The following is a 26322-nucleotide window of genomic DNA, read 5'->3' on the forward strand; positions in this document are numbered from 1 at the left end:
CGAATATTCGGGGCTTTTTTATTTAGAATGCTTGGGAAAATGAGCCACGGCATTAATTTTTAGCCACGGAGAGGCACGGATTAACACAGATAATCATACTACTTTTATCTAATCTTAAGCTTGATGAGCCACCAAGCTTGGATATCGAAAGGTTTTGATCTGGAACACAGCAAAACAAATTAAACCTGATAGCGCCAAATAGCTCCCGATTTCAATAAATATTGTATTTCAGAAAAATCTCAAATCGGGACTATAGGCAATAGCAGGACTGAAATAACCGAAGGACTACCAAAACCAGCTTTCCAAAAAAACGGCAATTTGTAAAACAGTAGTTTTAGCCATACCTGCCCAGCCGCTCAGGCATGGAAGCACGGATTTACATGGAGTATTTTTTTCACCGATGAGCGCATGAATAAACCAAGCATCATCATTTAATCCATTTTTCCGTGCTCCTCCGAGTCTCCGTGGCAAAATGATTAAACATATTGCAAAAAAATGGCCTGCGTTTCTACAGGCCATTATAAGAATTTTAAAATGGTTCGTGGAGACACGAACCATGGCAAAGCATTTTTAAGAACAGGTAAAACTGATAGAATCTGTGTTCATCATTTTCATCTGTGGTTAATAATTACTTTCCATTTTGCTCAATATCCCTATCCATTTCTACCAGATCAACATCGCTTGGTTCAGAAAAATCGCCGATTAGATATTTGTTAAAATGATCGGCCAATTTCCAGAAAGCATATTCGGTCATATCGCCAAAACCATGGCGTTGACCAGGAATGATCAGGAAATCGAAACGTTTACCTGCTTTCATCAATGCATTGGCCACACGGATGGAATTTGCCGGATGCACGTTATTGTCAACATCGCCGTGCATCAATAACAAATGTCCTTTCAGGTTTTTGGCCAGATCGGGGTTTTTATCAATACTATATTTAAATGAGGTATCCCCTTTTAACGAAATCGTTTCTTTTACACCATGGTGTTTCTCGCTCCACCAACGGTTGTAAATGCTGTTATCGTGGTTACCCGCATTCGAAACCGCAGCTTTAAAGAAATCGGGATACACCAACATGGCCGCGGTAGACATAAATCCACCACCAGAGTGACCTGTGATGCCCACTTTGGTCTCATCGATGTACGAATATTTTGCTGCCAATTGCTCAATAGCAGTTTTTTTGTCGGCCAAACCATAATCGCGCAAGTTGCCATAACCGTAAGTATGGTACCACTTAGAACGCGAAGGGTTTCCGCCACGGTTACCTACTGTGATTACGATATAACCAAATTGAGCTAAACGCTCGGTACGGTCCATGCTTTTGCTGAAGGCCTTGTTTACAGCCTCCGTTTGCGGTCCAGGGTACACGTATTCAATAATCGGATATTTTTTATTCGGATCGAAATCGAAAGGTTTATACATTACACCGTATAGATCGGTAATACCATCATCAGCTTTTACCTTGAAAGTTTCAGGGAATTTGTAACCTGCGGTCATTAATAGCGAAAGATCGGTTGTTTCCAAATCCATTACTTTTTTACCAGTTCCATCATAAAGTGTTGCTTTTGGTGCCGTATTTACCCTTGAGTAGTTATCGACAAAAAAAGTATTGTTATCGTTCATGTTCGAAGCATGGTCAAAATCGCCGGCATTTAACAGTTTCATATTCGAACCATCAAAATTGATGCTGTACAAATGCAAATAATAAGGATCTTCTTTTCCTTCACGTCCGTTTGCAGTAAAATAAAGTATGCGTTTTTTCTCGTCGATATTTACGATACTTTCGCAATGGAAAGCTCCTTTGGTAATCTGGTTTTTCAGTTTACCGTTTTCATCAAATAGATAAAAATGAGCCCAGCCATCACGCTCACTCCAATGGATCAGCTCTTTACCATCGTTTACCAAACCCGGACGGTTCACTTCAACATAAGTATTAAAACGTTCGTCGATGATGGGTGTAACTTTTCCGGTAGCGATATCAATGGTACCGATATCAATGCGTTTTAAATCACGGCTGCTACGAGAAAAATAGAACCTGCTATTGTTACCCAGCCAGATAGACGGGCGGAATTCATTATCGCGGTCTTTATTTAAGGATGGCTTGCTCCAAACCGAAACACTTTGATCTTTGAAGGCGGCAACACTGAGTTTTTTGTAAGACTTTGCTGTAAAATCGAATAACAATACTTCATCCTGAGGAGCTTCGGCCTCTCCCGGCATCTGGTATTTATAGGTTTCTAAAGTTGGGCGGCCAGGTGTAACACTGTTGATTACCCAAAGATCTTTAACCTTGCGAGAATCGGTTCGATCGAGTACAAAATATTTTGAATTTGGCGACCAAAGCACATAAGCGCCACGTCGTTTTTTATTGTTCTTTTCGTTCTCTACATTGTTTTCTCCATCGCCATCGCTTCCGTACGAGTAGAATTTCACCCCATCTTTGGTTAACTGATGCTCTACAATGGTACTGTCTTCTTCATTTTTAACCGCTTTTTTGTAATTGTCTTTATCCATCCAATACAAATTGTAATTGCGGGAGAAAATAATGGCTGATGAATCGGGCGCTACCGAGCCCCAATCTGGTTTCGGTTTAGGTTTACTGAAATTTGGCACTTCCGTTAGCTTTGCACTGGCCAGTTCGTATTTGAAAGAAAATATTTTCTTCTGCATTGAATCCGCCGCCTTTTTATCTTTTCTATCTTTTTTTAACTCATCAACGCTACTTTTGATTTCGAAGGAAATACTTTTCTCATCGGCAGCAAATTTTAGGTTTTCGAGCGGTAAATGTTCAGCATCGAATGGGTCGCGTACGGCAAGCGTAATATCTGCAGCAATTTTGGCGTTATCAAACATCAGCTTTTTGCTTTTTGTTGCAGGATCTACCAAATACCAGAATTTGCCCTTCGGACTCTCGAAAGTGTACCAAAAACGGTTGCTCAACTTTAGCCAATGCGGATCTACTGCAGTAGAATAAACCATTTTTTTCAACTTGTTCGGCGAAAAACGCGATGCAAGCTGATAATTTGCCTTAGGTTGGGGCTGGATATTTTCTGTGATGGTAAATGTTTTGTTTTGTGCGGCTACAGTTAAGGATAAAAACTGCGCACACAGCAGGAGTTTATAAAGTTTGTTCATTAATTTTGTTTGAGCTGCTAAATTATTTAATTAAAGACGATTAAGAAGGTTTTAATGTGTAATAAATGCGATAGTTTGCATATTTTCTTACTTCTCCAATTAATTATTAACACAATTTATTTTCTTAGTTAAATAATTAATGGATTTTTTAGTTTTGTAGCTATATATCCCAATAATGAAATACAGCTTTTTAACCTTAATAACAGCCGGAGTAATTTTATTTGCCAGCTGCCAGTCTAAATCACAAACAGAAAATTCTGCTACTAAAGATTCTACCACTCAAACGACTAAAACCGCAGCAAGTACTGGAACACCGGTTGATGTTTCGAAGATAAAAGTTGCCGATGCAAAAACCATACTCGCTCGAAAACAAGTACCTATTTTATGTTACCACCAGGTGAGGAACTGGAAACCAACCGATGGTAAAGTAGGTAAAGATTATATCGTAGAAATCCAGAACTTTAAAGACCAGATGAAAATGCTGGCCGATAGTGGCTACCACACCATTTTGCCTGATCAGCTGTATGCTTACCTGAACACCGGCGCTGCCCTACCGAGCAAACCCATTATGTTGACTTTTGACGATACGGATATGGACCAGTTTACCATCGTTCGCCCAACTTTAGATAAATTGGGCTACAAAGCCGTTTATTTTATCATGACGGTTTCGATCGGCAGAAAAGGCAAATTTGTAGATTACATGACCAAAGAGCAGATCAAACAGCTTTCAGACGAAGGAAACATTATCGGCAGCCATACTTACGACCATAAAAATTTTAAAAAATACGCTGGTAAGGATTGGGAGGAACAATTGGATAAACCAACCAAAAAACTGGAAGAAATTACAGGCAAAACCATGACCGAATTTGCTTATCCTTTTGGTTTATGGAACGCAGAAGGTATTCCTGAATTAAAAAAACGTGGTTTCAGAATGGCTTATCAACTATCAACCAAACGCGATGAAAAGGATCCATTGTTTACCATCCGCAGAATTATTGCCAGCGGATATTGGTCGCCAAAAACATTAAGCAATAGCATTAAAAATAGCTTTTAAATAAAATAATCCCGGCAAGCGCCGGGATTTTCTTTTTTAACGAACCGACTCTATCATGAAAAAAATTGCGCTACTTATTTTATTGATCTTACAGGTCATTAAACTCCAAGCACAAACACCACATTTAAGCGGAAAAGTAGAAATTGTAATGGCCACTGGCCAGATTACCTGCGATTTTGTATTAAGCAACATCCCCAACCTGGGAAAAGATTACCAGATTTTACTGAACAAAGGTTTCAACATTAAGGCCATAAAAGATTCGGCAAACCAGACGCTTAAATATTCTGGCTTTTACGGTGGCGCCATGCGCGGCGAGGGCTTAACCTATGCACCATTGTATAAAGATAGTACCATGGTAAACCCGGTTAAACTACACATCACCTATACCGGAGCCTTCCCGATTTATACCGATACACTGAATTTTGTCGATTTTAAGGGCTTGATCGCATTTAACGGCAAAACCATGCGGGCCACCGATCAATCTAAATGGTACCCGATTATTTATGACATCAAAAATGACCGTCAGATTGAGCAGATGACTTTCGATATTCAGGTGAGCAGTAAGGATGCAAAAACAATTTTTGTAAACGGCGATCTGCCTAAAGCAGGTCCGGTTGCCAGATTTAAATCGAATGTGCCCATAGCACCTATGATCTTTGCGGGCGATTATGGCGTACAAAAAACCAATGGGGCGATATTTCTAAACACGCAGATGAACGATAGACAGCTGAAAGTTTTTGAAGAGAATATTGCCGAAATGAAAACCTACTATTTCAAGGTTTTAAAAATCCCCTACAACACTAAAAATGTTTTTATTGAACATGCCCCTGTAGAAAAATTTAACAAAGGCAGAAGCTGGGGTTTTGTGGCTTTCCCAACAATTGCTTTTGCAGGCATTAAACTGGGCGATATGATTGACGAGGAACACAGTAAACTTAAAGATTCTACCGATTATCCCTTTATTGCACACGAAATTGGTCATTACTATTTCGGAAATGTACTGCAACCAAATTCAACTTTGTTCTGGTTCTTTTTAGAATCGACCGCAGAGTATTTATCGGTTAAAGCAGCGGAAGAAAAATTCGGCAAAGCTTTTGGCACCAAATATTTTGAAGACAGAGGGAAACAGTTAAAAAACTTTAAGGCCAAGCCCTTAAATAGCATTAAAGAAATAAACGAAATATCGGGTACTTACCGTTATTCTTACGGTCCTTTTTTACTCCGGGGCTTAGAGCAGATGATTGGTGAGCAGCGGATGTTTAAGTTCCTCAACACCTGTTTAAGCACCAAAAATGAATCAACAGACTATGCTTTCTTTAAAAAAAATGCATTAAAATCGGGTATCACACAAAAAGAATGGGATGATTATGAAAAAACATTCATCCTTTCCGAAAACGCTGTATCTTTGGTCAAATAAATTTAAAAAACGTTGAGTAAACATCTAAAACCAGCTGCCTATACCCTTTTATCGGTTCTATTTTTGGGGTCATTTTCGTTGGCCTGCTCAGGCAATAAACAAAAAGAAAAAACTGCTGCAGCAAGTACTACCGAAATGGTTAAAATAGATTCGGCAAACAAGAAGCCTGCCGATAACAAAACCATTCTGGCGCGCAGGGAAGTGCCTGTAATCTGTTATCACCAGATCAGGAACAATATTGCCAGCGACAGCAAAAGAGCACATGATGATATTATTGCCCCTGATAAATTTAAGGAGCACATGAAAATGCTGGCCGATAGCGGTTACCACACTATTTTGCCCGATCAGCTGTACAATTATTTGGTTTATAACGCTAAGCTACCTGAAAAACCGATCATGATCACTTTCGATGATACCGATCAGGATCAATTCACCATTGGAAACGCTACCTTGAAAAAATATGGCTTTAAAGGTGTTTATTTTATTATGACGGTATCCATCGGCAGAAAAGGTAGGATTAATTACATGACCAAAGAGCAGATTAAACAGCTTTCCGACGAAGGAAATACGATTGCCAGCCATACCTACGACCATAAAAACTTTGCTCAGTTTACCGATGAAGACTGGACAACACAAATTGATGTGCCAACCAAAAAACTCGAAGAAATTACTGGTAAAAAGGTGGAATATTTCGCCTATCCTTACGGTGTGTATAAAGCTTCAACCTTACACAAGTTAAAGGAACATGGCTTTAAAGCTGCTTTTATCCTTTCAACAGCAAGGGATGAAAATTATCCGCTATACACCATCAGAAGGATAATCGATCCTGGAAGATACACCGCAAAAAACTTATACTACAGCATCAATAAAAGTTTTAATAAAACAAAATTTAAGTAGAACGGTTTAAATTAAAGAGGTTCAAATGTTGGGAGAAGTTGAAAGGTTTTAATCTTAAACAGTTTGAATGTTGAAATTAATCCGTCGGAAAAATACAACATTTCAACTTTACAAATTTTTAACATTACAACAATAAAGCGACTTTACAATCCTATGAAATGTTGAAGTTTAATTTATCATAAAATATAATATTCCAACGCTACAACTTTACAACAATAAACCAACTTTATAACAATAGCAGTTCCACAATGAAATATCCTTTAATCTTTTGCCTTTTCGGATTAGCGATCATATCAGCCTGTAACAACCCTAAAAACGGGACTAATAATACCGAAAGCACAGATAGCACAACGCATGCAAAAGCGGAGCTTAATAAGACATTTTATAAACGGCTAGAAGGTACCATTGCAGGCAAAAAGGTAGTGATGCACCTGCAAAAGGTTGATGATGATGTAAGCGGCACTTATTATTATGATGGTTCATGGCTAAACCTCTCAACCGATACCTTGATCGGTAAAGATAGCCTTGTACTTACTGAATACAGTTTTTACGAGTCATATTTCACTCAGGATTTTAAATCGCCACATTTAGCGCTAAAATGGAATGGGAATGGCTTTAACGGGAATTGGGAAAGCGGCGACAAAACTAAAAAATTTCCGATCGTTTTAGCAGAAAAATACCCTGACGGTAGTTATCCTCTTAACGCGGGTATCTATAAAGACTCGGTTAAAGCCTTCGCCCATCAGCCAAAATCGCCAGCGGCCGAAATCAGTTTCGAATACCTCGAAAGCAAAAACCAGGATGAATACGGCAATTGGCTCAATACCGAACTTAAAAAAATTTCAGGTGTTAAATTACCAGCCGACCGCTCAACAGGTTTCAAAAACATAGCTACTGCTTATTTTAAAGACTACAAAACGCAGGCTACCGAGCAATCAAAAACTAGCCGTGGCGAAGATTTTCAGGCCTGGTTGAACTATACCAACAATAGTCAGCAGTCGGTGAGTTATAATGATAATGGTTATGTTGTAATCGATTTCCTCGCAGATGCCTATACCGGTGGCGCACATGGCAATTATAGCAGTATCATGTTCTGTTTAGATGTAAAGAACAAAAAACAATTGGTACTGAGCGATATCGTCAAAATAGATTCGAATACTTTACAGGGCATTTTGGAGCGCAACATTAGGAAAGAATACAATATCAAGACTAAAGATGCCTTAAGTACCGTATTATTCGACGACTTCATAAAACCGAATAATAATTTTTACTTTAATGCCAACGGAATCGCTTTTATGTATAACCCTTACGAAGTAGCCAGTTATGCCCAGGGCCAGATTGTAGTTTTCGTTCCTTATACAGATTTAAAAACCTATTTAGTTCCGACATTTGCACAACGAATGGGGATTAAATAAGTTCTCAGTTGACAGTCTATAGTTAATTACAAACTGAAGCTTCGTATATCACATCAAATTGGAGAGAATAGATAGACATAAATGGTTCCCGCAGATCACACAGATTTAACCGCAGATTTTTCACTAAGAAATGTTAGAGAAAAAAAATTGGGGTTAATTTCTAGTTTCAATTTTCAACTAGAAATTGAAACTTACCAACTGAAAATTGCCAACTGAAAACTTTATAATATTTCTTTCACGATATAATCCTTCCCATTAAACTTAAAACTTTCATTTTTAGCCTTCCCAATCAAAAACCTGCCTATTGGCGAAGCCTGAGAAACAGCAAAGAATCTCTGCCCATCAGTATTTAATTCGCCCGCACTAATGCTGATGTAGAAATTGCCCTCTGATGTTAAAACCAGACTCCCATTTTTAACCACCTGATCCGACTCTACATTTTCAATCTGCTGTAAGGCGATTTTCTGTTGACCCGCTTCGTAAAGTAATTTACTGTTACGGTCCATTTCCTGCTGCATCATTTCGCGTGTGGTTTCATATTTATCGCCAGCACTGCTTTTCGTATCGTCGTTTGATGCCTGTCGTGCCTGTTGTAAAGAATATTCAATATTTTCTATCCTGTTTTGGATAAATGTTAAGCAAAGTTGGTAGAGATTAGTTTTTAATGCAGACATGTAATGATGATAATGTAAGATGGATGATGGATGATGGAAAATGCAAGATGGTGATTGAAAATGAATAATGAGACTATTTGCGAAGGTCAAAGGCCTGTTTTAAAATAAATGCTATTTTCTCTTTGGGAATATCTTCAAGGTGATTGATCAATAAAATTTTCATTCTGGCTCTTTTCTCCTGCAACAGATCTTCGTGTTGAAATTTATTTCCGTCAACCAAACCAATGTAAGGCTGATGCAGCTTTTTATGGATCCAAAGATAACAGAACATTTTCCCTTTATGGTAATAAAAAGGCATTCCATATTTCCAATGTTCGGTAATATCGTCATACCCAACTAAAAGCGACCTCAAATATTGAAGGCAGCTTTTAATTGGCTCATCTTTTTGTTCGAAATAATTATCCAGCGGATTTAACATAGATGGATGATGGAATGGCGATGCTTAGTCCAAAGTCAGAAGTCCGGAGTCGATTAATTAGACTAATGACTATGGACTTAGAGCTATTGACTACCCCTCAATCCACCTTACCTTTTCCTCCATCGATGTCCTATTGGGTTCCCAGGGTTTTTCGTTGTGATAGCCCATATAAAATAAGCCGATGCATTTTTCATTTTCGCCCAGACTTAAAAAATCGCCCAGATCATCAATCAGAGGTGGCGAACTCCAATACGCGCCAACCTGCAAACTTTCGGCAGTTAAAGCCATATTCTGAACAGCACAAGATACCGCTGCCAATTCTTCCCACTCTGGTATTTTACCGCTTTGGTGCATATTGATGGCAATAATACAATCGGCCTGGCTCGTTTTTTCGGCAAAGCTATCGTACTTTTTCTGCAAAAACTGTTGTGGGCTTACCAATGCTTTATATAGTCTACCCAGTTCTTCACCAAGTTTTGCTAAACCTGCCTTTCTGATGACCACAAAACGCCATGGTTGCGTTAATTTATGTGTTGGTGCATAATTGGCTGTTTCTAAAATCTGGTTAATTACTTCAACCGGAATTTCCTTTTTGATATAGCTGGCAGGGAAAATACTGCGACGTTCTTTTATAATTTTTGAAATGATATCATATGTTGTACTCATTTGGTAAATATAAGGTAAAAGCCGAAATGAAGAAGATTTATGGCGTTAGATGCTCAAATATTTGACCTTTTGATGTTCATTTTACCTAGCCACTCAATCCATTGTATCTTGATACCTGATACTCCTACTTGATACTAGCTTCTTGCTACTCTCTACTTGATACTCTTTACTTAATACCTGCTACTCAATACTTGCTACTTTAACTGCTTCCTGATCTGCTTTACCTTTGAAAAAAAACCTACACTCTCTTTATCCACCAAAAAATCCATCGTTTGTATCAGCTCTTCCCTTATCCAACTATGTTTGGCATTTAAATTGGCTAAAATATTTAAACAATGTGATTTTACGGCTACGGGCACCTTTTCATCAATCAACCAGGCAAAAACAACCTCTACCAAATGATCGGTATCATAATCAGCAATAATCTTTTTAACCACAGTAGAGGCATTTTTTTTGGTCATAAACGCCAAAATTTTAACAAAATGCCGCAGTGCTGATAAATTGCCTTGTTCAGGAAACTTTTCTAAAAAATAAAGTGCATCGGGCAAAAACCTTTCCTCATAACACGAATATACATTTTCTAAAATCCATGCCGATCTGAAACCGATCTGTTCATCATGATGGAAACTTAAATCGATCAGATCTTTAACCGAAAAAGTTTCTTCTGAAGCAATTGCCGCTAATTTTTCTACTTTATTTTTCTGAAGTGTTGTTTTTATGGTTTCGAGCAAGATATGGTTTTGCATGTGGCTAAAATAAATATTTTAGTAGATTAAATCTCGCAAGTTTTGAACGGTATTACCCTCATTAAACTATTAAAAATAATTTAAGCCCGAATTAAGCTTGCGATGTTTGGTTAATCTATAAGATTTAATGTTCCGGAACAAATGTTTTATTCCCAAAAATATCAGTTTTGTAAATGCTGACCTTTTTACCGTTAACATCTTCTATCACTGTATCCCCAAAAACATTTTTTTTTATTTTGCCAATACGTTTCCATGTTCATCTTCAATAATGGTTTCGCCAAAAGTATTCTTTTTCTGTTTGCCAATCATTTTGCCACAGATTTGAAGATTATTTTTAGCACAGATGGCAAGATTAACCCATTTGGTTTATTTGATCTTAACTTCAAATCATTGGCCAAGAAGCACAACCCTACCATCAATAAACCAGATTGAACTGAAATACTTTTAAAATAGCAACAACCCTGAATAGGCTGTCATGCTGAGGCACGAAGCATCTGCAACCGATGAAACGGATGCTTCGTAACTTAGCATAACAGCAGTTGTTTTTAAAAAATTGAAGTGAAAGCAGGGCTGCTCGTCCCGAAAATAACATAACCCTTCATTTCCAAACCTTCAACCTTCCAACCTTTTAACATTTCATCTTTCCAACAATCAAATACCTTTCTACCCTCAACCTTTTTGCCTATCTTTGCGCCTTATTTCAATAACAGCATGATTTCAGTTTCTAATTTATCGTTACGGTACGGCAAGCGCACATTATTTGAAGATGTTAACCTAAAATTTAACCAGGGCAACTGCTACGGTGTAATTGGGGCTAATGGAGCGGGTAAATCTACTTTCCTAAAAATTTTATCGGGAGAAGTTAGCCAAACTTCGGGTAGCGTGGCTTTTACTCCAGGCGAAAGAATGGCGGTTTTAAAACAGAACCACTACGAATTTGATGAGTTTTCGGTATTAGAAACCGTAATGATCGGTCATAAAGAACTTTATGCCATCATGAAAGAAAAAGATGCCATTTACATGAAAGAAGATTTTACCGAGAAAGATGGCGAACGTGCCGGAGAACTGGAGAATATTTTTGCTGAAATGGACGGCTGGAACATGGAAAGTAACGCGGCAACCATGTTAAGTAGCTTAGGTATTACTGAAGATAACCATCATAAATTATTAAAAGAGCTTGATAACACACAAAAAGTACGTGTGTTATTGGCGCAGGCCTTATTTGGTAATCCTGACATTTTATTACTCGATGAGCCCACCAACGATTTGGATATCGAAACCATTGCCTGGTTAGAAAACTTCTTGGCCGATTACCAAAGCATTGTATTGGTAGTATCTCACGATAGGCACTTTTTAGATGCAGTTTGCACACACATTGTGGATATCGATTTCGCTAAAATGAGTATCTATACCGGTAACTATACCTTCTGGTACGAATCTAGTCAGCTGGCTTTAAAACAACGAAGCGACCAGAACAAGAAAACGGAAGAAAAGGTTAAGGAGCTGCAGGAGTTTATCCGCAGATTTAGCGCGAATGCTTCCAAATCGAAACAGGCAACTTCACGTAAGAAAGCTTTAGATAAGATTGATATTACAGAGATTAAGGCATCGAGCAGGAAATACCCTGCAATTATTTTCAACAATACAGGCCGTGAGGCTGGCGACCAGATATTACAGGTAGAAAACCTGGGTAAAAATGGAAATGAGGGCATTTTGTTCGACAAGGTTACTTTCATGGTAAACAAAGGCGATAAAATTGCTATGCTATCTCAAAACAGTTTGGCTACCGCAGCATTTTATGATGTACTAACGGGAAGAGATACGGATCACAGAGGCGAATTTAAATGGGGCGTTACCATCAGTACTGCTGATATTCCGAACGATAACTCTGAGTATTTCGCTGGCAAGGATGAAAACCTGGTTGATTGGTTACGTGAATATTCGGGCACCGAAGCTGACGAGCAGTTTGTACGAAGTTTCTTGGGCCGTATGTTATTTTCAGGCGAGGAAGTGCTTAAAAATGTAAAAGTACTCTCAGGGGGTGAGAAAATGCGTTGTATGTTCTCCAGGATGATGTTACAACAAGCCAACTTATTGATGTTTGATGAACCTACCAATCACCTGGATTTAGAATCTATCGAAGCCTTGAACAATGGCATGAAAGATTTTAAAGGTGCAATATTGTTTACCTCACGAGATCACCAGTTAACAGAAACTGTTGCCAACCGCGTGATCGAGATTACACCAAAAGGCACGATTGATAAGCTGATGACTTACGATGAATACATCAACAGCAGCGATGTTGCAAAACTAAGAGAAGAAATGTATTCTTAATTTTTTCATTAAAATACCGTTTTAAAAGCCACGTGCAACAGCATGTGGCTTTTTCTTTATAAAAAATTAGCGCTGGTGTAGCGTTTTCATTCCATTAATCGTTTTACAAGAAAAAAGCGTTAATGGCCATTAACCAATTTTATTCATAAATTGATTTAAAACATTAAAATGAAAACGAATTTGAAAAATTTTAGCACAACGACAAAAATTATTCTCTCTCTCTTAGCTATCACTTTAACCATAACTGCCTGCAAAAAAGATTTTAACAACGATCCGATCGAAGCTGCAGGTATTGGTTTCATACATGCATCACCTGGAACAGCTGCCCTAGATTTTATCCTGGATAACCAAAAAATAAACAGCTTTACCTATACCAAAGATTTGGGCTATTATGCTGCTTATCCTGGTACAAGATTAGTGGGTGTTGCCAAAAAAGATTCATTAAAATATTTAACTACAGCTACAGCTGCCTTAAAATCAGGTTCATTCTACTCAGTTTTCGTAGTAGACACTTTAAAATCTACAAAACTTCTGATTCTTGAAGATGATTTAAAAGCACCAGAAACCGATAAAGCAAAAGTTCGTTTTGTAAACTTAAGTCCAGGTTCTGCACCATTTGATTTAGCCGTTTCAGGTACAGATGCACCATTATTTACAGCAAAAGCATTTAAAGAGTTTACCCCTTTCAGCAATATCGCTGCAAACGACAGCTACACTTTCCAATTAAAACAAGGTGGTGTTGTTAAGGTGAGCTTACCAGCCGTTAAAATCGAAAAAGGAAAGATTTACACCATTTGGGCTAAAGGCTTATCAAGCAAAACTGATAGTACTGGAGTTGGATTGTCAGTGATGACAAACAAATAAAAATACTTCATTCTACCTGTGAAATTGAAAATTGACACCACTCAAAAAAATTGGGTGGTGTTATTTTCTTAAATTTACAACCAATTAATCATGATAAACCTTTAATAAATAGTCCTTTACAGGGGTGATAAAAAAAATACTCAGTTTTGAGGAAATTTTAAAAGGCTGTGTAAAAAACGACAATAGCTGTAAAGAAATGATGTACAAATCATTTTATGGCTATTTAATGGGCATTATTTTAAGGTATACAAAGAATCCTTCGGACAGTGAAGAGCTTGTAAATGATAGCTTTATCAAGATTTTCAAACATGTTGGTGGCTTTAAAGCACCAAAAAATCCGGAAGAATTACAGCGATCGTTTAAAGGATGGATTGCCCAGATTGCTTCGCGGACAGCAATAGATAAGATACGGAGTTCGAAGGCTCAGTTTTATGTTGACGACCTGGCAGAAAGCGAACATCCGGTTACACAGGTTTCGGTTGCTTCGGAACTTCATGTTAATGATATTTTGAATTTATTAAATCACTTACCAGATACACAGAGACTGGTATTTAACTTATACGAAATTGAAGGCTTTGCCCACGATGAGATCTCAAAGATGCTTAATATTCCAGAAAGTTCGAGTCGTGTATACCTTACCCGCTCTAAAAATAAGTTACGTACCCTTTACCTAAATACCATGGTTAATTCATACGAAAAAAATGGATAAGGAATTAATTGAGCACATTACAGCGCAACTCCAAAACCATGAGGAAATATACCCTGATGGTGCATGGGAGCGTTTTTCGGAGAAAGACAACAAAAAAAGAGGCGTTGCTTACTGGCCTTTATGGGCTGCTGCTGCCATAATTTTAATATTTGGTGCTGTATTTTTTACTTTAAATAATACTACACCTAAAAACGAGATTGCAATTACTAAACCTAAATCAGGACACAATCCCTTAAGTAAAGGAAATACCAATATTGGAACTAAAGAAGCTACTACTCCATCAAATGATCATATCAGTTCCTTAAATCATCCAGATGTTAATGATCAAACTATAGTTACACAAACTATACCACAACAAACCGCGGTAACACAGCATAACGACTATACTCTTGCGAATACATCAAAAGAATTGAATCCAATCAACAACAATGTATTAGATGATAAACTTGCGGGCATAAATATTTCAAACTTAAAGTCAAAAGAATTTGATATTTCAACAGAAAAGAAAAAACCTGTGCCAGTTAAGCAAACAACATTTGAGGATCTGCTTGCACGAGACAGTTATGCAAATCAGCAAAAACCACAGTCTAAAACAAACGAAATTTCTAAGTGGCAACCTGATGTATATGTTGCTCCTGCAATGGGGAACGACAATAAGGTAACCATGAATTATGGCTTCTCGTTATCTTATGCTATCGCCAATAAATTATCGATAAGTTCTGGCGTTTCTTATGCTTCTATCAGTACAACCGAATCGTTAAACGCATCTGCGCCGCAAACTTTATCAGGTAAAAACCTCGAATCAGTTGATGCAAAGGTTCGTGGAATTAACATTCCTTTAGAATTAAAATATAATATAAGCGATAAGTTGTACACCAATATCGGTGTTTCTGCCTTGGCAGTTTTAAACAACTCACAACAGAACAACTATCTCGTAAATCAGGTACAGAGTTTTTCTTCTCCGGCTGTAAATGGTTATTCCGACTCTAAAACACTTATCGTGAAAGAAAAAACAACTGAGCCGCAGCCCGAAGCCAATATCGATCCTGATAAATACATCGGATTCTACAATTTCTCTTTGGGTTATAAACAAAAAATATCTAAAAAGAACAATATTGCCATCGAACCTTTTTTAAGGCTTCCGATGAAAACCTTCTCCAAAGAAAATCTTAATCTCACCAACGGCGGACTGCGTTTGAAAATTGATTTTTAAAAAAACTAAGATATTTAGTATATTTGGTTAAATACCGAATATGAAGAATATCAAGCCATACCCTACCGAAGAAGAGCTACCTCCAGTTAAAACGCTTAATGAGGTAGATTTTTCTGCTACTTACAGTTATGCAGATTATATGCGTTTCGAATTTGAAGAACGTTTAGAGATTATCAAAGGCTACATTTTTGAAATGAGCCCTGCACCTTCCCGTATTCATCAAAAAATATCTGGAAGAATTTATGTACCTATTTACAATTCCTTGAATGGTCATAAATGTGAAGTATATAGTGCCCCGTTTGATGTACGCTTGGCAAAGAAAACCCAAAATGATAAAGAAGTTTTTACTGTTGTACAGCCAGATATTGTTGTGGTTTGCGATCAGGATAAACTCGATAAACGTGGCTGTATTGGTGCGCCAGATATTGTTGTCGAGATTTTATCACCCGGCAACAATAAAAAGGAACTGATTAATAAATATGAGGTGTACGAAGAAGCAGGTGTTAAAGAATATTGGATTGTAAGCCCTTCGGAGAAAACTTTTTTCAGGTACATTCTTGATAATGAAGGCAAATTTCAACCTACAAAATTACTCACTGACGGAGACGAGGTAACAACCTCAATTATCCCAGGATTTAAGCTTGTTCTTAACGAGGTGTTTAAAGATTAGTATAAAAATATGAAAAACATTAAACCCTATCCAACAGAAGAAGAGTTACCAGCAATTAAAACGCTTAATGAGGTAGATTTTTCTGCTACTTACAGTTACGCCGATTATATGCGTTTCGAATTTGAAGAACGTTTAGAAATTATCAAAGGCTACATTTTTGAAATGAGTCCTGCTCCTTCCCGTATTCATCAAGGGATTTTAACCAACATTTTCGGCCCCATATACAATATCCTTAAAGGAAAACCGTGTCACGTTTACACCGCCCCATTTGATGTTCGCTTAGCAAAGAAAACCCAGGAGGATAAAGAAGTTTTTACTGTTGTACAGCCAGATATTGTAGTGGTTTGTGATCAGGATAAACTCGATAAACGTGGATGCATTGGTGCGCCAGATATTGTTGTCGAGATTTTATCGCCAGGAAACAATAAAAAGGAACTGGTGAACAAATATGAGGTGTACGAAGAAGCAGGTGTTAAAGAATACTGGATTGTAAGCCCTTCGGAGAAAACATTTTTCAGATACATTCTTGATGATAAAGGTAAGTTTCAGCCTACAAAATTACTCACAGCAGGCGAAGAGGTTACCACGTCAATACTACCAGGATTTAAGCTTGTTCTGGAAGAGGTTTTTCAGGATTAACACGGATATATAAACCAAAGAAGTCAAGTTTAAATGGCAATTTTGCTATTTAAACCTGACTTCTTTAAAAATGCTCTTTTATATCGATTACCTAGTGACCTGAGTGACCATCAGCACCATGAGCATGGCCATGAGCCAATTCATCTTGAGTGGCTTCACGTACATTCAAAATCACACCGTTAAATACCAGGTTTTTACCGGCCATTGGGTGATTTAAATCCACTGAAATGGTTTCATCGTGAACAGCAGTAACACCTGCTCTAAATTGGTTACCATTGTTATCTTGTAAAGGAATCACATCACCAACATTAGGCAATTCGCCACCAGCTTCGGTAAACATTGTTTTTGGAAGATCGGCAAAAGCACCTGGATCAATATCGCCGTAACCATCTGCAGCAGAAAGTTCGAAACCATATTCATCACCAGTTTTTAAACCGGTTAAATGCTCTTCAAATTTAGGCAACATCATGCCAACGCCATATAAAAATACTAAAGGATTTTCTTCATCAGCTTTTTCTACAAAAACTTGTTGTCCTTCTTCGTTAGTAGTATGCAATTCGTAAGTTAACGCTACTACAGAGTTTGGTGAAATATTCATTTAAATTAATTTATTGTAAATACTCTAATGCGTCCTCAACAGTGTTAACCGGCAACTGGCATACTTTATTTCGGCAAATATAAACTTTTGTTTCATTGCTTTGCTTACCTTTTAACAGTGGCAAGTTACTTTTTGTTCCGCCCAATGTAATTTTGTTTGGAATATAATGTCCGCTTAATTCTAATTTAACAACATCTGTTTCTAAACCCGTAATGGCAATTTCGTTTATACCGTAAATTTCGTTTAGCAGTTGAATGGCCCAGTTTGAATAGGCAGAACCATAAGTTTTGATCTTAGATTGAACCGCAGCAAGCATTTCTGAGGCTTTTTCAGTATAAAGATCGATATCGAAAAGTAAACCCAGTTTCTTTAAATTTTGCGCCATGGTAGAGTTTGAAGCTGGTATTACATTGTCCATTACCTCATGTTTACGGGCAATTAAATCTTCGCTTTCGGCTGAAGTGTAGAAAAACATCGGCGAATCAGGATCAGAAAAATTATCGATTACATAATCTGTTAACGATTTGGCTTCTTCCAACCATTTTTCATCAAAATCTGCTTCGTAAAGGGCGATTAAAGCTTCGATAAAAAATGCATAATCATCTAAAAACCCGGTAATAGAAGCTTTTTCATTTTTATAATTACGGTATAAGCCACCATTTTCTGATTTCAGATGATCTAAAACAAAATGCGCTGCAGTAGAGGCTTTTTCGTAATATTGATTGTGATTTAACACCTGTCCGGCATCAGCCAGGGCTTTAATCATCATGCCGTTCCAGGCGGTTAAACATTTATCATCCAAGCCAGGCCTAATTCTTTTGCTTCGCACTGCCATTAGTTTTGCTTTGGCTGATTTTACCTTATCGTAAAGCACGTCAGCATCGATATCAAATTTTGCAAGCAGATCATCATCACTAATGGTTTTACGTAAAATGTTCGTTTGCTCTTCTTCCCAATTACCTTCTTCGGTAATATTATAATACGTACCAATCAATCGGGCATCTTCGCCTAATACCTGATCGAATTCTGTTTTATCCCATACATAAAACTTGCCTTCTACACCCTCGCTATCTGCATCCAATGCTGAATAAAAGAGGCCATCAGGCGAAGTCATCTCCTCGAAAACCCAATTTATGGTTTCAACAACGGTCTGCTTAAAAGAATCGAATTTGGTACACTGATAAGCTTCGGCATACAAACTGATTAATTGTGCGTTATCATACAACATCTTTTCAAAATGCGGCACGTGCCATTTATCATCAACCGAATAACGGGCAAAACCACCACCAATCTGATCATAAATACCACCTCTGCTCATTTCTTCGAGCGTATGACAAACGGCTGTAAAAACAGATTCATCGTCTTTTAAAAAGCCATAACGCAATAAAAATACCCAATTATTGGGCAAAGGAAACTTTGGAGCGCGGTTGTACCCTCCATAACCAATATCGAAATGGCGTTTCCAGGGATCGATAATTTCGGTTAAATGTTCATTGGTATAAGCTTCTGTTGCAATTGCAGGAATTATTTTTTCACTGTCTTTAATGCCAGAAGTCAATCGCTCTGCATATTGAATGGCCTTATCGGGTTCATTTGCCCAAAGCGCAGCAACATTTTCTAAAATATTGATCCAATCGTTTTTACGAAAATAAGTACCACCATAAATTGGACGTTGATCAGGCAAACAAATACAGTTTAAAGGCCAGCCCCCACTGCCCGTCATGAGCTGTATAGCGTACATATAAATCTGATCAATATCGGGACGTTCTTCGCGATCGACCTTGATACAGATAAAATGACGGTTCATTACCTCGGCAACCTCATGGTTCTCGAAACTTTCGCGCTCCATTACGTGGCACCAATGGCAAGCCGAATAACCAATGCTCACCAATATCAGTTTGTTTTCTACCTTTGCCTTTTCTAATGCTTCTGCGCCCCATTCGTACCAATTAACAGGGTTATGGGCATGTTGCAGTAAATATGGTGATGAAGCATGGATTAAGTTATTGGTTTCAGACATGGGAGGTGATGTAAAATGCAAGCGGGAAAATGGAATTTTAATTTGAAGGGTAAATCTATTAATAATCTACAAACCTGTTCCTATTTAGTTTTTGTTTTTATACTTTAGTTGGAAATGAATCTATCACATCAAATTGGAACAGCAGAGAATTGCAAAGACAGATAACTTTTTGAATTAAATAACCAATAAAAAAATGAAAATCACCCATACCGAAATATACCGCTTTAGCATACCTATGGAACCTTTTGTAATTGCAACAGGAACCATGCATTTTGCCCAAAATGTATTGGTCAGGATTTATACCGACTCGGGCATTCATGGTATTGGAGAATGTTCTGCCTTCCCGATGATCGTGGGTGAAACCCAGGAAACCTGTATTGCGATGGCGAAGGATTTCGCAGCGATATTAAAAGGCAAAGATCCTTTGGAAATTCCTGAACGGATGAACGATTTATTGGGTTACGCAGACCACAACAACACCATTAAAAGTGCTTTCGATATGGCGTTATTTGATATCGCCGCCAAAAATGCAGGATTACCCCTTTATAAATTCCTTGGTGGAACTAAACGTACCATCGAAACCGATATGACCATTGGTATCGATACGCCAGAAGGAATGGCTGCAACGGCTCTAAAATATAAAAGTCAGGGCTGCCGCATTATTAAAATCAAACTGGGCAAAAAGGTTCATGATGACATTGAAAGGGTTAAGCACATCCGCGAAGCTGTTGGTGAGGAATTGACTTTACGCCTGGACGCCAATCAGGGCTGGAGTTTTGATGATGCTTTATTTGCTTTAGGTGAATTGGAAAAATACAATATCGAATTCTGCGAACAGCCTATGCGCACCTGGTACGATGATCAACTCCCTGAGTTAAATATAAATTCGCCGATTAAATTAATGGCCGACGAAAGCTGTTACAACCATCATGATGCCCGTAAACTGATCAATAGTCAATCTACAACCTATTTAAATATTAAATTTTCGAAATCAGGGGGCATTTTAGAGGCGCAAAAAATCCATGAGGAAGCTTTGCAGCGCGGTGTAAAATGTATGATCGGCAGTATGCTCGAAAGCCGGATTGCCTTAAGCGCTAATCTACATTTTGCTTTGGCAAGCCCTAATGTGGAGTTTTTCGACTTGGATACAGCCTTATTAGGCCATTTGGTCGATCCTGTGGTTGGTGGCTTAACTTACAACGGCTACTTTCTTGATGTTCCGGAGGAAATTGGTATCGGTGCTGAAGCGGATGAATTTTTCTTGGAGAAATGTGAAAGCTGGACGGTTTAGTTATTAGTTTGGAGTTGAGTGTTTGGTGTTTGGAGTCAGTTAACCAATTTAAATAATTAACCGTATCTAATGAACCAACATCTGATCCAACGCTAAACTATCTCCATTAAAAGCGTTAAAATCGACAACATGGCCAATGCCATTAATTTTGGCTTTATCAGAATGTTGCCAGAATTTCCAACGGCTTTTATCCATACGCAATTTCGGTTGATAATAATGCGCAATCCACAAGGGGTAATCGTCAAAATGATCAACCAGATAATCTTCATAAAATTTAAGCCCGGTATAAACGATTGGCCTAACTTTGGTTTTCATTTCTACATAATTAAGAAAGTCAGACAACTCTGCCCGCATTTTTAATGGTGAAACACCATCTAACGATTCGATATCAACAACTGGAGGTAGATCTCCTTTTTCGATATTCACTACCTGTAAAAAAAACTTAGCTTGTGTTTTGCCATCCTTCTTTGGTCTTAAAAAGTGGTAAGCGCCACAAATAATACCTGATTTTGGTGCCTCTCTCCAATTGCGTTGAAAATAAGGGTCAACCAACATCAATCCTTCGGTGGCTTTAATAAAGGCAAACCGAATGCTTACCTCATCTTCTTTCATTTCCTTTACCTTTTGCCAGTTTATTTTGCCCTGATAGTAGGAAACATCGATACCATGAATGGTATATTTTTGGGGGATTTTGATATTAAAACTCTTATAGGTTCTGTAATTGGGATCCTGCCCCCAGTCTTTAACCCACCGCCAGGTCGCTACAAAGCTTCTTAATACATAACCATAATAAAATGGAGAGAGTAGAACCAATAGTAAACCTGCAATAACCAATTTAAGCTGAATGGAAACGGCTTTTTTCTTTTTCTTGTTTGTGCTTGTCTTTCTGGTTACAGGTTTCCTAACGACAGGTTTTTTGGTAACTGGAGTTTTACTGATTGGGGTTCTTTTCTCTGGCGGCATATTTCTTTAGCAAAGTTGAGGAAAAAGTGGGGAAATAAAAATTAAGCCTCCAGAATAACTAATACCATATCCATTAAAAATTGTGTGGTTTTACTTTTTACTACAACTAATTAAAGCTAAGCTTTTTTACAAACTCCGGAAAACCTGAATAATTAGGTAATAACAGTTAATTAAAAATTGCCAAGTGATTACCATAAATTTAACTGGGAATGGAATTACATTTCCTACTTTTGTTACCTACAAAATCATCTATGTTTGCCTCAATTTACAATACATACAAAACCTCTTTCAGTGGATTAAGCAGAGAAACCTGGTTACTGAGTTTTGTGATCCTGTTTAACAGATTCGGAAGCATGTCCGTTCCCTTTATGGGGCTCTTTGTTACTCAAAGCCTGCATAGATCGGTAACAGACGCAGGGTTGATCATTATTTTATTTGGTGTCGGCTCTGTACTTGGCTCAGCAACAGGTGGTAAATTGACCGATATGATTGGCTTCCGCCCCGTACAGGTTTTATCTTCCATTATCAGTGGTCTGCTGTTTATCTTATTTTCTACCCTCACCCACTTTTATAGTCTGTGTATCCTCGCGGTTATAATCAGTTTTTTTTCTGAGGCTTTCCGACCGGCTAATTTTACAGCAGTGGCCCACTACTCTGCAGAAGGCACTTTAACACGGTCGTACTCCTTAAACAGGTTGGCAACCAACATGGGCTGGTCTATAGGCATTAGTTTTGCAGGTATAATCGCTTCTATTAATTATAGGCTACTCTTTATTGTTGAAGGTGTTGTAAGTATTATTGTAGGTCTGCTGATCCTAACGTTTTTACCACAGCTGAAAGGTTTCATCAAAAAAGCAAAAGAAACGGCAAATAACAGGGTCATTCTGAAGCCCTGGAATGACGCTTTCTACGTAAAATTTATTTTGCTTACCACCATATTTATTACCTGTGCCTTTTTAATGTTCAGGATTGTGCCGGTATTTTTTAAACAAGAATGGCATATCGACGAATTTGCCATCGGTATTATCATTGGTATCAACGGAGCCGTTATTGCTCTTTTTGAGATGGTGATGATCAATAAAATTGAAGCAAAAAAACCGCCTATATTTTTCATCATTATAGGCGCAGTACTATTTTCAGCTGCATACGTCATACTAAGCGCTCCCGTAAGTCTTCACATTGTGATGGCAATATTAACCATTGTTGTTTTTACCTGTGGCGAGATGCTTACCTTACCTTTCATCAATACCATCGTTATCAGCAGGAGTAATGCACACAATAGAGGCTTATATGCGGCAGGTTATACTTTAAGTTGGTCGTTCGCACAACTTGCTGGTCCGTATTTAGGTTTCTTAGTAGCCGAAAATCTTGGTTACAACTGGCTTTGGCTAGGGCTGGCAGGTATGCTTTTATTTTGTGCCTGGGGATTTAATACACTCAATATAAGACAGGCGAAAGTTGTTTTAGAAAAAACTGAAGTTCAGCTGGAAATTGAATAAATTTCCAGCTGATGGGTAATTATTTTACTTTTTCGGCTTTTACACCTTCATTTGTAATTTTTACAGGAAGGATATTTCCATCGGCATCAAATTTCATTTCATCAATGCAAGTAACGCGGTGGTTTCCGTCGGTTTCGGTTAATGGCCTACGGTGATAAACAATATAATATTTCCCTTTTTTCTCATTGATAATTACAGAGTGATGACCTGCACCTGTGGCAATTCCGGCATCTTGTTTTAAGATTTTACCAACTCTTTTAAACGGACCGAAAGGCGAATCGCCAACAGCATAAGCTACAGAGTAATCAGGACCAGTCCAGCCACCTTCGCTCCACATGAAATAGTACTTTCCGTTTTTAATGAACATGTAAGGTCCTTCTACATAGTTATCAGGTGTAATTTCTTTAAAAGTTGATCCATCTTCAAATGGCACAAACCCGGTAAAATCTTTATTCAACCTGGCAATATTGCAGTGTTTCCAGCCTCCATAAATTAAGTAGTATTGACCATCTTTATCTTTAAATACAAACTGATCAATTGGTTGTGCGCCATTGTAAAATTTATCAACCAAAGGCTTACCCAAGTGGTCTTTATAAGGCCCCTCTGGTTTATCGGCAACGGCAACACCAATCCCCCCTGTTTCATTATCGTTCTGAATATCATTTGCACCAAAAAACAGGTAATATTTTTTATCTTTTTGAACAATTGCAGGCGCCCACATGGCTTTATTGGCCCATTTTACGGCTGCTGTATCTAGAATATGGGGATGTTTTTTCCATTTCACCAAATCATCAGATGAAAAGGCATCTAAAAACACTTGTTCTTTGTATTTTGCAGAATAAGTAGGATAAACCCAATATTTATTGTTAAAAATAGCGGCATCCGGATCTGCGTACCAACCTTGAAAGATCGGATTCCCAGATTGGTTAATCGTTTTAGTATCCTGAGCCAAAGAAGCAAGCCCTGATAAAAGTAAAAGTGAAGAGAATAGGTATTTCATGGTACCAATTTAGAAAAAAATCTGTGGTTAAAAAATTACTAGTATAGTTTAACCACAATTATGAAAGTAAATGAGTAAGACTATTTAAAGATGGTGTTGGTCTTCGACTCCGCTCAGACTGACAACCAAATTCTGAAATGACCATAAGAACTAAGATTAACAAACTATTTCGGAAAGCAAAAGCTTTGGCCTTTAGGTTAAAACAGTCCCGCCCTTTGTTACAAAGCCTCGTCCTCATGCTTCGCTCTGCGGGTTCTACACTTTGGTCGCCTGCCCGTACAGGTGTGGGTTTAGGCGGCGCAGCCAGCATAACTATTTAAGGTTGCAGGGCGGGTAACCGACACATTGCAGGAACAGGCATTTCAAAAGAAGAACAGCCTCCTGTTAACTAAACCCGACAGTAGCGGAAATACTTTTTGTTGCAACGCTCTTAAAATCAGCATAACAGTATTACAAAAAGATTGAAGCGAATGGCGGGACTGCAGCTCCTATGGAACAAGGAACGCTCGTTTTCAAAAAAAATGTTAAAAAAATCCCTGCTTATAAAAATAGGCAGGGATTGGTTTTCGACTCCGCTCAGACTGACAAATAAGACTACCTATTTGCTCAGTTCTGCGAAATATTTATGAAATAATGGCAAAGTTTCGATGCCTTTGTAGTAATTATAAATGTCGTATTTCTCATTTGGAGAGTGTAACGCATCGCTATCTAAACCGAAACCAAAAAGTACCGATTTAATACCCAAAACATCTTCGAACAAAGCCACAATCGGGATACTTCCGCCACCACGTGTTGGGATTGCTTTTTTACCGAAACTATCTTCAATTGCTTTTTCTGCAGCCTGGTAGGCAATACTATCTGTTGGTGTTACCACAGGCTCGCCACCATGGTGAGGGGTAACTTTAACCTTAACATTTTTAGGTGCAATGCTTTCGAAATGTTTGGTAAAAATTTCAGCAATTTCTTCAGAACTTTGATGAGGAACCAAACGCATCGAAATTTTAGCATTGGCCTTACTTGGCAATACGGTTTTAGCGCCTTCGCCAATATAACCACTCCAAATTCCGTTCACTTCCAACGTTGGGCGGGTACCGGTACGCTCTAAAGTAGAATAACCTTTTTCACCCCAAACTTCCTCAATATCAAGGTCTTTTTTATATTCAGCTTCGTCATACGGTGCAGAATTTAAAGCCTTTTTCTCCTCCTCGGTTAATTCTACAACCTTATCATAAAAAGCTGGGATAGTGATATGATTGTTTTCATCGTGCAATGATGCAATCATTTTGCAAAGAATAGTTGCCGGATTGGCTACCGCTCCACCATATACACCCGAGTGTAAATCGCGGTTTGGACCAACAACTTCCACTTCCATATAAGCTAAACCACGCAAACCAGTTTCTATTGAAGGGTGCTCCATACTGATCATCGAGGTATCAGAAATTAGAACCACATCTGCCTTTAAACGTTCAGCATTATCTTTTACGAAAATACCCAAATTAGCTGAGCCTACCTCCTCTTCGCCTTCGATCATAAATTTAACATTGCAAGCCAATGTATTGGTTTCCATCATCAGTTCGAATGCTTTTACGTGCATATAAAACTGTCCTTTATCATCACATGCGCCACGTGCATAAATTTTGCCATCGCGTACAGTTGGTTCGAACGGCGGGGTATGCCAAAGTTCTAATGGGTCTGCAGGTTGAACATCATAGTGTCCATATATTAAAACGGTTGGTAAAGCAGCATCTATAATTTTTTCACCGTAAACAATAGGATATCCTGCAGTTGGGCAAATTTCTACCTGATCGGCTCCTGCATCTTTTAATTTCTGCGCAACATAATCGGCAGTTTTTAAAACATCGCCTTTGTATTTCGGATCAGCACTAACCGATGGAAAACGCAATAACTCAAACAGCTCATCTAAAAAACGTTGTTTGTGCGTTTCTACATAATTTTTAATCTCTTGCATAACAAAATGAATTTGGACAAATATAGGCTTTACCAAATAAACGGCACAGTAAGTGGCTATAATTAAACCATGTTAAATGCATAATACCACATATAAACAGACCGTTAGGAGGTTTTATTATTTCTTTCAA

Annotated in this window: 24 protein-coding genes; 14 read left to right on the plus strand and 10 right to left on the minus strand. The window is 38.1% G+C overall.

Annotation, left to right across the window (positions count from 1 at the left end):
• Window positions 1-628: 628 nt before the first annotated feature.
• The gene (locus tag R2S57_RS27730; protein WP_316848168.1) at window positions 629-3136 is read right to left on the minus strand and encodes a S9 family peptidase; all 2508 of its coding nucleotides are present in this window, start codon (window positions 3134-3136) and stop codon (window positions 629-631) included.
• A 175-nt stretch (window positions 3137-3311) separates the two neighbouring features.
• Between R2S57_RS27730 and R2S57_RS27735 the strand changes: the two genes are divergently transcribed.
• The 4 genes from R2S57_RS27735 to R2S57_RS27750 all read left to right on the plus strand — a co-directional run bounded on the left by R2S57_RS27735 (window position 3312) and on the right by R2S57_RS27750 (window position 7919).
• Entirely contained in the window at window positions 3312-4190 is an 879-nt protein-coding gene (locus tag R2S57_RS27735; protein WP_316848169.1) for a polysaccharide deacetylase family protein, read from the plus strand.
• 55 nt (window positions 4191-4245) lie between these two features.
• Window positions 4246-5607 (plus strand): M1 family aminopeptidase, encoded by a 1362-nt coding sequence (locus tag R2S57_RS27740; protein WP_316848170.1) that lies wholly within the window; start codon window positions 4246-4248, stop codon window positions 5605-5607.
• 12 nt (window positions 5608-5619) lie between these two features.
• Window positions 5620-6504, plus strand: a complete 885-nt coding sequence (locus tag R2S57_RS27745) for a polysaccharide deacetylase family protein (RefSeq protein ID WP_316848171.1) — start codon at window positions 5620-5622, stop codon at window positions 6502-6504.
• 248 nt (window positions 6505-6752) lie between these two features.
• Window positions 6753-7919: a DUF3298 and DUF4163 domain-containing protein gene (locus tag R2S57_RS27750; RefSeq protein WP_316848172.1), complete on the plus strand. Its 1167-nt coding sequence runs from the start codon at window positions 6753-6755 to the stop codon at window positions 7917-7919.
• A gap of 221 nt (window positions 7920-8140) precedes the next feature.
• On the opposite strand, the gene R2S57_RS27755 is transcribed toward R2S57_RS27750, so the two are convergent.
• The 4 genes from R2S57_RS27755 to R2S57_RS27770 all read right to left on the minus strand — a co-directional run bounded on the left by R2S57_RS27755 (window position 8141) and on the right by R2S57_RS27770 (window position 10423).
• Entirely contained in the window at window positions 8141-8593 is a 453-nt protein-coding gene (locus tag R2S57_RS27755; RefSeq protein WP_316848173.1) for a 3-oxoacyl-ACP synthase, read from the minus strand.
• Between the two features lie 73 nt (window positions 8594-8666).
• Window positions 8667-9011: a DUF1801 domain-containing protein gene (locus R2S57_RS27760; protein WP_316848174.1), complete on the minus strand. Its 345-nt coding sequence runs from the start codon at window positions 9009-9011 to the stop codon at window positions 8667-8669.
• 90 nt (window positions 9012-9101) lie between these two features.
• Complete coding sequence (locus tag R2S57_RS27765) at window positions 9102-9677, minus strand: nitroreductase (protein WP_316848175.1); 576 nt, start codon at window positions 9675-9677, stop codon at window positions 9102-9104.
• A 194-nt stretch (window positions 9678-9871) separates the two neighbouring features.
• Entirely contained in the window at window positions 9872-10423 is a 552-nt protein-coding gene (locus tag R2S57_RS27770; protein WP_316848176.1) for a hypothetical protein, read from the minus strand.
• A 252-nt stretch (window positions 10424-10675) separates the two neighbouring features.
• Between R2S57_RS27770 and R2S57_RS27775 the strand changes: the two genes are divergently transcribed.
• The 7 genes from R2S57_RS27775 (at window position 10676) to R2S57_RS27805 (ending at window position 16852) form a co-directional block, all read left to right on the plus strand.
• Complete coding sequence (locus R2S57_RS27775; RefSeq protein WP_316848177.1) at window positions 10676-10855, plus strand: hypothetical protein; 180 nt, start codon at window positions 10676-10678, stop codon at window positions 10853-10855.
• A gap of 279 nt (window positions 10856-11134) precedes the next feature.
• Window positions 11135-12757 (plus strand): ABC-F family ATP-binding cassette domain-containing protein, encoded by a 1623-nt coding sequence (locus R2S57_RS27780; protein ID WP_316848178.1) that lies wholly within the window; start codon window positions 11135-11137, stop codon window positions 12755-12757.
• 168 nt (window positions 12758-12925) lie between these two features.
• Window positions 12926-13621: a DUF4397 domain-containing protein gene (locus R2S57_RS27785; RefSeq protein WP_316848179.1), complete on the plus strand. Its 696-nt coding sequence runs from the start codon at window positions 12926-12928 to the stop codon at window positions 13619-13621.
• Window positions 13622-13745: 124 nt separating this feature from the next.
• A complete protein-coding gene (locus tag R2S57_RS27790; RefSeq protein ID WP_316848180.1) occupies window positions 13746-14330 on the plus strand; it encodes an RNA polymerase sigma factor in 585 nt (194 codons plus the stop codon).
• The gene (locus R2S57_RS27795; RefSeq protein WP_316848181.1) at window positions 14323-15543 is read left to right on the plus strand and encodes a hypothetical protein; all 1221 of its coding nucleotides are present in this window, start codon (window positions 14323-14325) and stop codon (window positions 15541-15543) included. Before R2S57_RS27790 ends, R2S57_RS27795 begins: the two co-directional genes overlap by 8 nt.
• A 40-nt stretch (window positions 15544-15583) precedes the next feature.
• On the plus strand, window positions 15584-16213 hold the full coding sequence (locus R2S57_RS27800) for a Uma2 family endonuclease (RefSeq protein WP_316848182.1): 630 nt from the start codon (window positions 15584-15586) through the stop codon (window positions 16211-16213).
• A gap of 9 nt (window positions 16214-16222) precedes the next feature.
• Window positions 16223-16852, plus strand: a complete 630-nt coding sequence (locus tag R2S57_RS27805; RefSeq protein WP_316848183.1) for a Uma2 family endonuclease — start codon at window positions 16223-16225, stop codon at window positions 16850-16852.
• A 91-nt stretch (window positions 16853-16943) separates the two neighbouring features.
• Here R2S57_RS27805 and R2S57_RS27810 read toward each other — a convergent pair whose 3' ends face one another.
• Together R2S57_RS27810 and R2S57_RS27815 are read right to left on the minus strand one after the other, a co-directional pair.
• Window positions 16944-17450: a peptidylprolyl isomerase gene (locus R2S57_RS27810; RefSeq protein WP_131531931.1), complete on the minus strand. Its 507-nt coding sequence runs from the start codon at window positions 17448-17450 to the stop codon at window positions 16944-16946.
• Between the two features lie 10 nt (window positions 17451-17460).
• On the minus strand, window positions 17461-19470 hold the full coding sequence (locus tag R2S57_RS27815; RefSeq protein WP_316848184.1) for a thioredoxin domain-containing protein: 2010 nt from the start codon (window positions 19468-19470) through the stop codon (window positions 17461-17463).
• A gap of 193 nt (window positions 19471-19663) precedes the next feature.
• Between R2S57_RS27815 and R2S57_RS27820 the strand changes: the two genes are divergently transcribed.
• Window positions 19664-20761 (plus strand): dipeptide epimerase, encoded by a 1098-nt coding sequence (locus tag R2S57_RS27820; RefSeq protein WP_316848185.1) that lies wholly within the window; start codon window positions 19664-19666, stop codon window positions 20759-20761.
• A gap of 66 nt (window positions 20762-20827) precedes the next feature.
• Here the strand turns inward: R2S57_RS27820 and R2S57_RS27825 are convergent, their stop codons facing one another.
• Window positions 20828-21724, minus strand: a complete 897-nt coding sequence (locus R2S57_RS27825; protein ID WP_316848186.1) for a glycoside hydrolase family 25 protein — start codon at window positions 21722-21724, stop codon at window positions 20828-20830.
• 209 nt (window positions 21725-21933) lie between these two features.
• On the opposite strand from R2S57_RS27825, the gene R2S57_RS27830 reads away from it, so the two are divergent.
• Window positions 21934-23223 carry an MFS transporter gene (locus R2S57_RS27830; RefSeq protein ID WP_316848187.1) on the plus strand — a complete coding sequence of 430 codons (1290 nt, stop codon included), beginning with the start codon at window positions 21934-21936 and terminating at the stop codon, window positions 23221-23223.
• A gap of 19 nt (window positions 23224-23242) precedes the next feature.
• Here the strand turns inward: R2S57_RS27830 and R2S57_RS27835 are convergent, their stop codons facing one another.
• Complete coding sequence (locus R2S57_RS27835) at window positions 23243-24223, minus strand: glycoside hydrolase family 43 protein (RefSeq protein ID WP_316848188.1); 981 nt, start codon at window positions 24221-24223, stop codon at window positions 23243-23245.
• 137 nt (window positions 24224-24360) lie between these two features.
• Here R2S57_RS27835 and R2S57_RS27840 point away from each other — a divergent pair, with 137 nt between their 5' ends.
• A complete protein-coding gene (locus R2S57_RS27840; RefSeq protein ID WP_316848189.1) occupies window positions 24361-24543 on the plus strand; it encodes a hypothetical protein in 183 nt (60 codons plus the stop codon).
• Window positions 24544-24821: 278 nt separating this feature from the next.
• Here R2S57_RS27840 and R2S57_RS27845 read toward each other — a convergent pair whose 3' ends face one another.
• Complete coding sequence (locus tag R2S57_RS27845; RefSeq protein ID WP_316848190.1) at window positions 24822-26192, minus strand: dipeptidase; 1371 nt, start codon at window positions 26190-26192, stop codon at window positions 24822-24824.
• Window positions 26193-26322 lie beyond the last annotated feature (130 nt).

The organism is Pedobacter psychrodurus, assembly GCF_032678585.1.
Lineage (GTDB): Bacteria > Bacteroidota > Bacteroidia > Sphingobacteriales > Sphingobacteriaceae > Pedobacter > Pedobacter psychrodurus_A.

Bases quoted from the DNA above. Each gene is read 5' to 3' on its own strand.
- R2S57_RS27775 (WP_316848177.1), top strand. From the start codon at position 10,676: ATGTTCATCTTCAATAATGGTTTCGCCAAAAGTATTCTTTTTCTGTTT.
- R2S57_RS27825 (WP_316848186.1), bottom strand. From the start codon at position 21,724: ATGCCGCCAGAGAAAAGAACCCCAATCAGTAAAACTCCAGTTACCAAA.
- R2S57_RS27765 (WP_316848175.1), bottom strand. From the start codon at position 9,677: ATGAGTACAACATATGATATCATTTCAAAAATTATAAAAGAACGTCGC.
- R2S57_RS27835 (WP_316848188.1), bottom strand. From the start codon at position 24,223: ATGAAATACCTATTCTCTTCACTTTTACTTTTATCAGGGCTTGCTTCT.
- R2S57_RS27770 (WP_316848176.1), bottom strand. From the start codon at position 10,423: ATGCAAAACCATATCTTGCTCGAAACCATAAAAACAACACTTCAGAAA.
- R2S57_RS27735 (WP_316848169.1), top strand. From the start codon at position 3,312: ATGAAATACAGCTTTTTAACCTTAATAACAGCCGGAGTAATTTTATTT.
- R2S57_RS27800 (WP_316848182.1), top strand. From the start codon at position 15,584: ATGAAGAATATCAAGCCATACCCTACCGAAGAAGAGCTACCTCCAGTT.
- R2S57_RS27740 (WP_316848170.1), top strand. From the start codon at position 4,246: ATGAAAAAAATTGCGCTACTTATTTTATTGATCTTACAGGTCATTAAA.
- R2S57_RS27795 (WP_316848181.1), top strand. From the start codon at position 14,323: ATGGATAAGGAATTAATTGAGCACATTACAGCGCAACTCCAAAACCAT.
- R2S57_RS27840 (WP_316848189.1), top strand. From the start codon at position 24,361: ATGACCATAAGAACTAAGATTAACAAACTATTTCGGAAAGCAAAAGCT.
- R2S57_RS27780 (WP_316848178.1), top strand. From the start codon at position 11,135: ATGATTTCAGTTTCTAATTTATCGTTACGGTACGGCAAGCGCACATTA.
- R2S57_RS27815 (WP_316848184.1), bottom strand. From the start codon at position 19,470: ATGTCTGAAACCAATAACTTAATCCATGCTTCATCACCATATTTACTG.
- R2S57_RS27830 (WP_316848187.1), top strand. From the start codon at position 21,934: ATGGAATTACATTTCCTACTTTTGTTACCTACAAAATCATCTATGTTT.
- R2S57_RS27785 (WP_316848179.1), top strand. From the start codon at position 12,926: ATGAAAACGAATTTGAAAAATTTTAGCACAACGACAAAAATTATTCTC.
- R2S57_RS27755 (WP_316848173.1), bottom strand. From the start codon at position 8,593: ATGTCTGCATTAAAAACTAATCTCTACCAACTTTGCTTAACATTTATC.
- R2S57_RS27805 (WP_316848183.1), top strand. From the start codon at position 16,223: ATGAAAAACATTAAACCCTATCCAACAGAAGAAGAGTTACCAGCAATT.
- R2S57_RS27750 (WP_316848172.1), top strand. From the start codon at position 6,753: ATGAAATATCCTTTAATCTTTTGCCTTTTCGGATTAGCGATCATATCA.
- R2S57_RS27810 (WP_131531931.1), bottom strand. From the start codon at position 17,450: ATGAATATTTCACCAAACTCTGTAGTAGCGTTAACTTACGAATTGCAT.
- R2S57_RS27845 (WP_316848190.1), bottom strand. From the start codon at position 26,192: ATGCAAGAGATTAAAAATTATGTAGAAACGCACAAACAACGTTTTTTA.
- R2S57_RS27730 (WP_316848168.1), bottom strand. From the start codon at position 3,136: ATGAACAAACTTTATAAACTCCTGCTGTGTGCGCAGTTTTTATCCTTA.
- R2S57_RS27820 (WP_316848185.1), top strand. From the start codon at position 19,664: ATGAAAATCACCCATACCGAAATATACCGCTTTAGCATACCTATGGAA.
- R2S57_RS27760 (WP_316848174.1), bottom strand. From the start codon at position 9,011: ATGTTAAATCCGCTGGATAATTATTTCGAACAAAAAGATGAGCCAATT.